The following is a 10406-nucleotide window of genomic DNA, read 5'->3' as shown; positions in this document are numbered from 1 at the left end:
CTGCTCCCCCTCATTAAGAGCCAGAATCTTGGGAAAATTAACGGGCAGGTTCTTAGACTTTGGCGCTCCGTTTTGCTAAATCACATACTGGCAAAAGGTTAGTGAGTTTTTAGTTTTTAATTTATGGTTTTCAGGGCAGGTCCTCCCCACCACCCCGGATGGGATAGGTGAAGGTTAAGGTAGAGGTGGAGGTTAGTTAAACATCAAAGATGACCGTTGCCTGCCATCCGCCGTCTTCTTTTTTCCTGATTGCAAACTGGTGATAGGTGGGGGTTTTGATTTCAATCTTTAACCCGTGACGGTTGGGCTCATAAGGCTCGCCATAAACAGTTGCCTCAAGCGCCAAGGCCAACTCATCAAGCCTTTTTATCCTTACCCTTTTTATTACCAGCCCCCGGGTTGAGAAGAGAAACAAAAGTTCGCGCAACCAGTCAAGGAAAAGTTCAGACAAATCATCAGAGGCAATCTTTACCTCCTCACTCTGCACCTCCTTTACCCTCTCCAAATCCACCATCACATCAAAGAGCATAAATGCGGCGCTGGCAAAAAGTTCGGGCAAATCCCTGCCAAAAATCTCAACCTTCAGGTCCGCGGTATGGTCAAGGAGTTTGTAGTTCATAGTTTTTAGTTTATAGGCTTTAGTTTACTGTTCAAACCAAAAACCAATAACCGAAAACTAAAAACTGAACAGGGCGGCAATCTCCCGGCAGATGTTCTCGGCGGCAAAACCCTTGATGTCAATCGCCTCAGAACGGCAATTCGCCGCACAGGCACCACAGCCCTTGCACAAGGCCGGGTTCACGCTCGCTGCCCGCCTGCCGCTCTTCTCATCAATCAATTTCACCTCAATCGCCCGGTATGCGCACAAACTGGCGCACATCCCGCAGGCAGAGCAGCGCTCAATGTTAACCGTTGCCTGATATGGTTCAGCCTCAATAAATTCGCGGGAAAGGACCGTTGCCGCCCTGCCGGCTGCTGCCTGCGCTGATGCCACCGACTCGTCAATGAACTTCGGATAATGGCATAACCCGGCAAGGAAAACACCATCAGTGGCAAAGTCAACCGGACGCAGTTTCGCATGCGCCTCAAGGAAAAACCCATCCTGCTGCAAAGGCACCTTCAGCATCTTTGCCAGTTCTGAAGAATCGGACTGCGGCACCACCCCCGATGAAAGCACCAGGATATCCGGCTTGAGTTTTAAGGAAATATCAAGCACCGGCTCATAAACATTAACAGTCAAATCGCCGTCAGCCAATTCCACCTCGGGCTTTTTAGAAGCCTCATAGCGGATAAAGATAACACCCAGTTCCCGGGCGCGGCGATAAAACTGCTCTCTGAACCCATAGGTGCGGATGTCGCGGTATAGGACAAAGACCTGGGCATCGGGATTTAACTCCTTGATCGCAATCGCATTCTTAATCGCCTCGGTGCAGCAGATGCGCGAGCAATAGTTCCGCTCTCCTTCGCGCGAACCAACACACTGAATCATCACCACGGTATTCAGCCCTTGCAGAACCTGGGGATTGCGGGCAACGATTTCCTCAAGTTCCTTCTGGGTTTTTACCCGCTCATCCTTGCCATAAAGATACTCTTCGGGTGTGCGATAAACCGCGCCGGTGGCAACAATCACCACCCCGTGCTTTAACCTCTCCTCTTTGCCGTTGACCGCAACGGTTGTTTCATAATAACCCACAAAGCCATCAATACCTTTTATTTTTGCATCGGTGAAAACCCTTATCCGCGGATGAGCATTGACCCGCTCAATCATCTCCTTAAGCCGGGCTTGCACATCCTCTCCTTCTATCGTCTTGTAGATTGTCCGCGCCTGTCCGCCCAGAGAGGACTCCCGCTCAACAAGATAGACCTCAAAACCGGCATCTGAGAGAGCCAAGGCTGCAGCCATTCCGGAGATCCCACCACCGATGACAAGACCCGCCTTTGTTACCGGCAACTGCACCTTGGGCAAAGGCTCCTGGCGCCTGACCCGGGCAACCGCCATTTTGACCAAATCCTTTGCCTTGAGCGTTGCCTTTTCCCTGTCAGGATGGACCCAGGAGCACTGGTCACGAATATTGGTCATCGCAAAAAGGTGCGGATTCAAACCCGCCTCAAGAAGGGTTGCCTGGAAAAGCGGCTCATGGGTTCGGGGTGAACAGGAGGCAACAACCACCCGGTTCAAATTGTGCTCCAAAATACGCATCTTGATTTTCTCCAAGGAGTCGGCTGAGCAGGAGTAAAGGTTCTCCTCAGCATAAACAACCCCGGGCAAGGAACGGGCAAACTCCACCACCTCAGGCACCCGGACAACACCACCGATATTAATCCCGCAATGGCAGACAAACACCCCGATGCGCGGTGCCTCACCAAAAACTGGTTTCTGGTTTTTGGTTTGTGGTTCCTGGGTGGGAGACATGTCAACTCCAGTCAGGGCAAGCGCCTTGACCGCGGCTGCTGATGCCATCACCACCGTTTCTGGAATTGCGCTGGGCATAAGGCAGGTGCCGGTAAGATACAAACCCTTTCTTTCCGAACCCACCGGCTCGAAGATATCCACTTCAGGAAAACCGAACTGATTCCGTTTCACCCCAAAATTCTCAAGTTTTCCTGGTTGGACAAATCCACAGGAGAGAACCACCATATCAAACCGCTCGCGCCTTTGCCCCGTTTCAGTTGCGTAGCGGACAATCAAATCCTTTGTCTCTGGCTCTTCAAGAATCTCTGCCACCCTGGCCCGCACAAACCTGACACCATACTGTCTTTCCGCCCTTTCAATATAGCGGTCAAACTCCTTGCCATAGGCACGCATATCCATATAAAAGACCGTCGGCTCAACCGCACCTGAATGCTCCTTGGCAATCACCGCCTCCTTTGCCGCATACATACAGCAGACTGATGAGCACCAGGCGCGCTCAATTGACTCATCCCTTGAGCCAAAACACTGTACCCAGGCAATTTTCTTTGGCTCCTTTTTATCGCCTGGGCGCACAATATGACCACCAAAAGGACCGGATGCCGAAAGGATGCGCTCAAACTCAAGCGCACTCACAACATTGGCAAATCTCTTATAGCCGTATTCAGGACGAACCGCGGGGTTGATAATCTCGCTACCTTGAGCGATGACAATCGCGCCCACAGCAAGAGTAATCTCCTCATCCTCTTGAGTATAATCAATCGCACCCGCCTTGCAGGTCTTGGCGCAATTGCCGCAGCGGTCTTTCGTAAACTTCAGGCAGAACCGCCGGTCAATCACGGGTGCGTTCGGAACCGCCTGCGCGTAAAGCCGGTAAATCGCCCTTCGCTGAGACAATCCGCCCTCAAACTCGTTGGGCAGTTTTACCGGGCATTTTTCCAAACAATCGCCGCAACCGGTGCAACGGGAAAGATCAACCGAGCGGGCGTAACGCCTGACCAATACCCTAAAATTCCCTGGCTCACCTTCAACGGTGAGAAGTTCGCTCAGGGTCAAAAGTTGGATATTAGGGTGCCGGGCGCAGGACACCAGTTTCGGGCTCAGAATACACATTGAGCAGTCATTGGTGGGGAAGGTCTTATCCAGCATCGCCATATAGCCGCCAATTGCCGGCGCCCGCTCTATAAGATAAACCTTGCGCCCGCTCTCCGCCAGATCCAGCGCTGCCTGCACCCCGCCAATACCGCCACCAACAACCAAGACGGTAGTCAATCTATTTTCCATCTCCATAACCTAACACTCTAAGAATTTTAAAGAGTCAGGATATGAATAGCCCTCCTCCATCGCCAGCTCCTTGAGAACCTGCATCACCCGGCTAATTTTCACCCCCTGAGGGCACCGACTCTCGCACCGGAAATGGGTGGCGCAGATATCCTTGAACTGGTCGTTAATCGCCGCCTGCGCCAGCCCCAAATTTACCTTGCGGATGAACTTCCGTGGGTCCTTTTCCGGGTCAAGTAAATTTTCGGGGCAAACCGCGGTGCAGGTACCACAGACAAAACAGGCGGCAACACCAGGAACAGCCTTTAATACTCTATCCCGGAAGAAAACATCAACCCCCTCGCCTTTAGCCTTTAACTCGCCGGTCTGGAGCATCCGCACCACCGCATCGCAAACCTCGCCGATGTTGACCTTCTGCGGGCATCGGTGGAAACAGGTGGAATGATAGGAACAGAGCCAGATAAACTCCGAACGGTAAACCTCCTCCTTCATTCCCAAGATTGCCATCCGCACCAGCCGTCTGGGATTGTATTTTTCCTCCAGTCGCCGCACCGGGCAGGATGCGGTGCAAGAGCCACAGGCAAAACAGGCAAGAAAGCTATCATCGCCCATTCGCTCAGCAATCCGGTATTTGAAATCGCTGTCCAGTTGGTTAAGGATTAGTTCTTCACTCATAGGTTACTCCTCGCCGAGGTGTCTGAACTCATCCTCCCGGAATGTTGTCAGAGGCAGGGGTTCATCAAGCGACCTGCCAGAGAGATACCCAAACTCCGCTTGAGCGTTGCGCGAAACCTTTTTGAACAGGACACTCAAACCGATTCCTGCCGGACAGGAGTCTTCGCAGACCCCGCATTGAACACAGGAGGTCATCATATGATTCATCCTGGTGAGATGAAAGAGCAAAGTACCTGCAGGCATACGGTTCAGACCCTTACGGCTGACTATCCGAATCTGCTCTTCAAGGTCCCTTTCCCAAACATCCGACTCAAAGAAGCACTCACGGCAGTAACAGACCGGGCAGACCTTCATACAGTTATGGCAGTTAAGGCAGTTGGCAAAATACCTTACCAAGTTCTCCGCGCCTAAACCTATCCTGTCAAATTCAGCGATTTTGTCTGCGGCTACCCTCTGACGCACCTCGATAAACCGGTTTATATAGTTGCGCCGTTCATCTGGCACAGCCTCTATTGGAATCATATCCACCCCTTCAAGGAGAGATTCACCCTCTTCATTTGCCGCATCAACATAGAGCGACTCCTTGGGATTCATGCCTAAAAACCCGATTGACAGGTCAGCAAAAAGCGGAGTTGGAAACTCGCACATTTGACACGCTGCCCGCAATCTCTCGTCCTTTAAGTATCCATCCTGTGCCGACAGAAAGGTTGAGGTTAAGTCAGAGGTAGAGCCTGAACCTATACCTTGACCTGGTTTATATGTGCCCGGGCAGTCCATTCCGATTAAGACTATGTTTTCCCGTGACACCTGCTGGAGTTTAATTAACTCAACCACCGCCCGGAGTTCACATGGTCTTAAAACCGCAGCCACTTTCGTATCCGGAACACCTTTAGCGGCAATTGCAGCAACGATAGAAGCACCATTAACTGACATCACCGGCAGAAACGGGCTAACCTGACTAATTTTATCCGGGTCAGAAATCAAAACCGGCGTGGCGACACCAAGAGAAGAAACGGCAGGCACGAGCAGCGCCGAAACCCTTTTGGCTTTTAACCAGTGGGCATAAATATCACGCAAGGTCTGTTCGGGGGCTTTGTTCTTTACTTGCAATATTCCCATTCGCGCCAACTCACACCTCCCAGAGGTTCTTGAACGGATTTGGTCCAATCTCCCGCAAACGCTCGGTCATTTCCGTTACTGTATCGGCAAACTTTTTACCTTCCGCGGCGGAAATCCAGCGCAAAATCACCCTGCCTTCATCAAGCCCAAGTGAACGCATAATTGAATTAAACAATACCATCCGTCTTCTTGTCTTGTAGTTTCCAGAAACATAATGACAATCACCAGGATGGCATCCGCCAATAAAGACTCCATCCGCACCCTCTAAGAGTGCCCGCAGAATGTAAACTGAATCAACCGCCCCAGAACACATAACCCGAATCGGTCGCATATTCGGCGGATACTGAATTCTTGATGTGCCAGCAAGGTCGGCACCAGCATACGTGCACCAGTTGCAAAGAAACCCAACAATTCTCGGCTCAAAATCCATAATTTACCTCCAATTCAGAATCGGAAAATTCCAAATCATATTCCCTCCTCTACCATTGCCAAAAGCTGTCTTGATTCAAACCCTTGGAGTTCAATAGCATTAGACGGACAGGCAGCTGCACAGGCACCACACCCCTGACATAAAACCGCGGTAACCTTAGATTTGCCCGTCTCCGGGTTCAATTTAGCCGCCTCATACTGACATACCTTTTCACAAACACCGCACCCTGCGCACCACCTCTCGTGCACCTTGGCCACAACGGCCGAGGTCATTATTTTATCCTGACTAATTACCGCGCTCGCGCGAGCCGCCGCTGCCAGAGCCTGGGTAATTGTCTCAGAAATAAGCCTGGGACTATGACACATTCCAGCCATAAAAATTCCGGCGGTATTGAAGTCCACTGGCCTTAACTTCATATGCGCCTCAAGGAAGAAGCCATCTTCATTCAAAGGCACCTTTAACAGTTTTGCCAGTTGCAGGTTGTCATCTCTGGGAACGACCCCAGTGGAAAGGATGAGCAGGTCAGGAGTAACCCCAACCCGCCGTTTTAGAACCGGGTCATAGGTGGAAATAAAAATTTTACCATCCCGGCGTTCAACTTGCAATTGTTCCGGGTCGTAATGGAGGAATAACACCCCTGCCTTGCGCGCATCGCGGTAAAGCCCCTCCTTGAATCCGTAGGTACGGATGTCACGGTAGAAGATATAAACCTGAACCTTGGGGTTTTTTTGCTTGAGCCTGATGGCATTTTTAACCGCTTGGGTGCAGCACACCCGTGAACACCAGGGATGTTCATCATTGCGCGAGCCAACGCACTGCAGCATTGCGACTGTCTTGTAGTTAAAATCAATCCCTTCGTCAATCATCTGCTCCAGTTCCAACTGGGTCTTGACCCGCTCATCTTCGCCATAGAAGTATTCGTGGGGAACATACTCTTTCGCCCCTACGGTAACCACAAATACACCGTGCTCAATCGTCTCCTCTTCTTGACCTCTTTTTATCTTCGTTTGATAATGCCCAACATAACCACTAACTTGGGTAATCTGGGCACCAGTTATCACCCGTATTTTTGAGTTTGTGCGCAACTGTTGTTCAAGACGGGTAAGAATTTCAAGAGTAGAGATGCTATCCTCGGTATAGCGCAACCTTCTTAAATTGCCCCCGAGTTCAGGCTCTTTTTCAATCAAGAACACCTCAAAACCCTGTTGGGCAATTGTTAGGGCTGCGGTCATCCCGGCAAGACCACCGCCGATAACCAGCGCCTTCTGAATAACCTCCTGGGCAGACGAGGTAAGCGGTTTTAAGAGCCGCGCATTCGCGACCGCCATCTTTACCAGCTCCTTTGCCTTTAAGGTCGCATCCTGGGGAAGGTGCATATGGACCCAAGAGCACTGGTCACGGATGTTAGCCATTGTGAAGAGATGACGGTTCAGCCCCGCTTCAGCGAGGGTCTCTTGAAATAATGGCTCATGGGTTCGCGGGGTACAGGAGGCAACAACCACCCGGTTCAGGTTTTGTTCTTGAATTATCCGCTTAATCTTTTCCTGGGTATCCTGAGAGCAGGTGAATAGGTTCTCTTCAGCATAAACCACCCCAGGAAGTTGCCGGGCATATTCCACAACTTCGGGAACCCGGACAACACCGCCAATGTTAATTCCGCAGTTACACACGAAGACCCCGATGCGTGGCTCCTCATAAGAGATGTCCCTTTCCGGCGGATAGGTTTTTTTGGTAACGAGGGTATTGCGCGCCGGGCTCAAGATTCCCAGGGCGAGAGCCGCGCAACCGGTTGCCTCAATAACCGTCTCTGGAATGTCCTTGGGTTCGGTGATAGCGCCGCAGGCAAACACACCGGGTCTAGATGTGGCAACCGGATATTCGGTAGAGGTCTTAACAAACCCCTGGCTGTCCACTTGAACGTCAAGCCGCTCACACAGTGCCTTTAGCTGGGGATTAGGAATCAGGGCACTGGAAAGAACCACAAGGTTGTAGACCTCATCGTGGAGGGAACCATCCCCGTCTTCGTAAGAGATGATAATATCGCCAGAACCTGAAACCGGCTTTATGGCGCTGATGCGGGCCCGGCGATAAACAACCCCATACTCATTTTGGGCACGCTGGTAATACCGCTCAAAACCCTTGCCAAAACAGCGCATATCCATATAGTAGATGTGGCATTCCAAATCACCAAGGCAGTGCTCCTTGGCAATCACCGCCTCCTTGGTCGCAAACATACAGCAAACCGATGAACAATAATAATGGTCCTGATTACGCGAACCTACACACTGCACCCAGGCAATCTTTTTCGGCTGGGTAAGGTCGCCGGGACGCAAGACCTTGCCTTCATAAGGTCCGGTAGCAGAAAGGATCCGCTCAAACTCTAAACTGGTGATGATATTGGGATGGTTACCATAACCCAAGTTAACATCGTCCTTGGGCTTGTATTCGTTAAACCCACCGGCAAGAATTACCGCGCCTACCTTCAGTTCCAGTTCCCTTGGCTTCTCTTCATGGTCAATCGCCTTTGCCTCGCACGCGCTCACACACTGGAGGCATTCAGAACACAAGCCACAGTCAAGGCAGCGTTGCGCCTCAAGAACAGCGGTTTTCTCGTCAAACCCCTGGTTTATCTCCTCCCAGCCCTGACGTACTGGGACGGGCAATGTGTTTTCCTTAAAGCGCGGTTGCGGTTTAATACCGATTCGCCATCCTGCCGAATCCTCTAATTTTGCAGGTTGCGGCATAGGTTGAGGTCTACCCGCACTTAAATCCTCGCCTTTAATAAACCGGTCGATGGAAATCGCCGCCTCATGCCCCTGCCTAACCGCCTCAATCACCGAAGCCGGACCGGAAACCACATCTCCACCAGCAAAAACCCCATCAAGCCCTGATACCTTAAGGGTAATCGGATCAACCTTAAATGTCCTGCCCGGTCCCCGTTCAATCCCTTCAAAACCGTCTCCAGCCACCTCCTGACCAATCGCCAGGATTATCGTATCCGCAGGCACAAAACCCTTGTTTTCTAAATTGAACTGCGGCGAGAACCTGCCATTCTCATCAAAAACCCTCGTGCACTCAACGGTCTTTAACCCGGTGACACGCCCGTTCTCGCCGGTAATTGCCTCCGGACCCCAGGAGGGCATAATCTTGATGCCTTCAAGAAGCGCCTCCTCAATCTCCCACTCGTGCGCCGGCATCTCATCCCTTTTCTCCAGGCAAACCATTGTGACATCCTCGGCACCCAGGCGCCGCGCACACAGCGCACAGTCAATTGCGACATTGCCACCGCCAATCACCACCACCTTTTTCATACCGCTCTCTAACCGCCGAGCATCATCATCTCCATTCACCTGGCGCAAAAACTCTATTCCGTGTTTAACACCCTGCAAATCCATTCCCGGAATATTAAGAGTCCGGCTTCTGTGCGCACCAATAGCAACAAAAACCGCCTTATAACCATTAGCGAGCAGTTTTTTCAACTCAGCGGTTGTATTTATCGGGCTGTTGAGTTTTAGTTCAATCCCGGTACCAAGGATATCCTTAATCTCCTGGTCAAGAACCTCTCTTGGCAGTCGATACGCAGGAATGCCCCAACGCATCATTCCACCCGGTCTGTCAGATGCCTCAAAAATGGTAACCTGATAACCGTTTAACCTTAAGTCCAGGGCACAGGTCAAGCCTGCTGGTCCAGCACCAACCACCGCCACCTTAGCCTTCTCCTCAACCTCAACCTTTTTTCTATACGGTATACCACCCTGTTTTGCCACATAGTCCGCAAGGAAGCGTTTAATCGTCCTGATTGCCACCGGCTCCTCGCCCGGGATTTCCTTGCGATTGCACTTCTCCTCACAAGGATGGTGGCACACCCTGCCGCAGATGCCGACAAACGGCAATCGCTCGCGCACAACCTCATACGCCTCCTTAAACCTTCCTGCCCGGGTCAAGGCGATATAGCCTTGAGCATTAACTCCAGCAGGACAGGCAAGCCGGCAGGGTGCCCGTCCCTCATTTTTTTCAATTGCCGCAGCATTGGGAATAGCCTGGGCAAAAAGTTTATAAACCGCACCCCGCTGGGAAAGCCCCTGATTATACTTGTCCGGCAGTTTGACTGGGCAGACCTTGGCACACTCCATGCAACCGGTGCATTTATCTAAAAGAACAAAGCGCGGGCGCTGTCTGATTTTTGCGGTAAAATTACCAGGTTGACCCTCAAGTCCTACCAGTTCCGCACAATTGATAAGCTCGATGTTCGGGTGTCTACCAGCGCCAACAAGTTTCGGGCTCAGAATGCACATTGAGCAGTCGTTCGTCGGAAAGGTCTTGTCAAGCATCGCCATCACCCCGCCGATTGCCGGCGCAGCATCAAGGAGATAAACCTTGAAACCTGATTCAGCCAGTTCGAGCGCAGACTGGATACCGGCGATACCACCACCAACAACCAAGACCGCACCAACCACGCCCTGGGACTGACGCTCTATACCAACTGCCATA

The 10406-nt window shown here is 51.5% G+C and carries 6 protein-coding genes; all 6 read right to left on the bottom strand.

All coding sequences use genetic code 11. The features are described from left to right. Window positions 1-196 precede the first annotated feature (196 nt). Genes ABIK47_04185 through ABIK47_04160 form a run of 6 tightly spaced genes read right to left on the bottom strand, consistent with a single transcriptional unit; the run spans window position 197 to window position 10405 of the window. Window positions 197-619 (bottom strand): archease, encoded by a 423-nt coding sequence (locus ABIK47_04185; GenBank protein MEO0019825.1) that lies wholly within the window; start codon window positions 617-619, stop codon window positions 197-199. A gap of 57 nt (window positions 620-676) precedes the next feature. Then, complete coding sequence (locus tag ABIK47_04180; GenBank protein MEO0019824.1) at window positions 677-3694, bottom strand: FAD-dependent oxidoreductase; 3018 nt, start codon at window positions 3692-3694, stop codon at window positions 677-679. A gap of 9 nt (window positions 3695-3703) precedes the next feature. Further along, window positions 3704-4366, bottom strand: a complete 663-nt coding sequence (locus ABIK47_04175; GenBank protein ID MEO0019823.1) for a 4Fe-4S dicluster domain-containing protein — start codon at window positions 4364-4366, stop codon at window positions 3704-3706. 3 nt (window positions 4367-4369) lie between these two features. Beyond that, window positions 4370-5485, bottom strand: coding sequence for a 4Fe-4S dicluster domain-containing protein (locus ABIK47_04170; GenBank protein ID MEO0019822.1), 1116 nt, complete (start codon window positions 5483-5485; stop codon window positions 4370-4372). A 10-nt stretch (window positions 5486-5495) separates the two neighbouring features. Then, the gene (locus ABIK47_04165) at window positions 5496-5915 is read right to left on the bottom strand and encodes a hydrogenase iron-sulfur subunit (protein MEO0019821.1); all 420 of its coding nucleotides are present in this window, start codon (window positions 5913-5915) and stop codon (window positions 5496-5498) included. A 35-nt stretch (window positions 5916-5950) separates the two neighbouring features. Continuing rightward, a complete protein-coding gene (locus ABIK47_04160) occupies window positions 5951-10405 on the bottom strand; it encodes an FAD-dependent oxidoreductase (protein ID MEO0019820.1) in 4455 nt (1484 codons plus the stop codon). Between the last annotated feature and the right edge of the window lies 1 nt (window position 10406).

The organism is candidate division WOR-3 bacterium (assembly GCA_039801245.1).
Taxonomy (GTDB): domain Bacteria; phylum Hydrothermota; class Tepidihabitantia; order Tepidihabitantales; family Tepidihabitantaceae; genus JAOABP01.
The sequence above is the reverse complement of the archived record's forward strand: the minus strand, read 5'-3'. Positions and strand labels throughout refer to the sequence as shown.

What these genes read in the sequence shown, in the direction of transcription:
- ABIK47_04185 (MEO0019825.1), bottom strand. Translation starts at nt 619, where the DNA reads ATGAACTACAAACTCCTTGACCATACCGCGGACCTGAAGGTTGAGATT.
- ABIK47_04180 (MEO0019824.1), bottom strand. Translation starts at nt 3,694, where the DNA reads ATGGAAAATAGATTGACTACCGTCTTGGTTGTTGGTGGCGGTATTGGC.
- ABIK47_04175 (MEO0019823.1), bottom strand. Translation starts at nt 4,366, where the DNA reads ATGAGTGAAGAACTAATCCTTAACCAACTGGACAGCGATTTCAAATAC.
- ABIK47_04170 (MEO0019822.1), bottom strand. Translation starts at nt 5,485, where the DNA reads ATGGGAATATTGCAAGTAAAGAACAAAGCCCCCGAACAGACCTTGCGT.
- ABIK47_04165 (MEO0019821.1), bottom strand. Translation starts at nt 5,915, where the DNA reads ATGGATTTTGAGCCGAGAATTGTTGGGTTTCTTTGCAACTGGTGCACG.
- ABIK47_04160 (MEO0019820.1), bottom strand. Translation starts at nt 10,405, where the DNA reads ATGGCAGTTGGTATAGAGCGTCAGTCCCAGGGCGTGGTTGGTGCGGTC.